This window comes from Actinocorallia lasiicapitis (assembly GCF_054778695.1).
Genome location: NZ_BAAGZI010000917.1, coordinates 1 through 545, shown reverse-complemented (window position 1 = coordinate 545; position 545 = coordinate 1). Strand labels below are relative to the sequence as shown.

Here is a 545-nt window from a genome sequence, read left to right as displayed (position 1 = left end):
AGGATCTGGTAGATCGAGGGGACGCCCATGAGCTGGAGGCCGTTGCGGATGATCCCGACGAGCAGCGCCCCGATCAGCGTCCCGACGACCAGGCCGCGCCCGCCGAACAGGGACGTCCCACCCAGGACCACCGCGGTGATCGAGTCCAGGTTGTCGGTCTGGCCCGCCTTGGGGTCGCCCACACCGGTGCGGGCGATGAGGAGCAGCGCCGCGATCCCGTAGATCGCTCCGGCGACGGTGTAGACGGTCAGCAGCCGCCGCTGCACCGGGATACCGGTCAGACGCGCTGCTTCGGGGTCGTTGCCCACCGCGTACACGTGCTTGCCCCACGCCGTCTGGCCCAGGACATAAGCGAACACCAGGAACAGCCCGATCATCAGCACCGACCCGTAGGTGACGTCGGTGCCGCCCAAGGGGAAGGTGTTGCCGAGCGCGGTGAGTGCCGAGGGCAGGCCGCTGATGGTCTGCTCTTCGGAGTAGATGTGGGTGAGGGCGAACGCCACGTTGAGGACGCCGAGGGTCACGATGAACGGCGGGAGTGAGAT

The 545-nt window shown here is 67.9% G+C and carries 1 protein-coding gene; it reads right to left on the bottom strand.

Annotated features, from left to right (window positions below; genetic code table 11):
• Nucleotides 1–545: ABC transporter permease (locus ACYVE7_RS35485; protein WP_460371093.1), on the bottom strand; the 545-nt coding region annotated here is incomplete at both ends.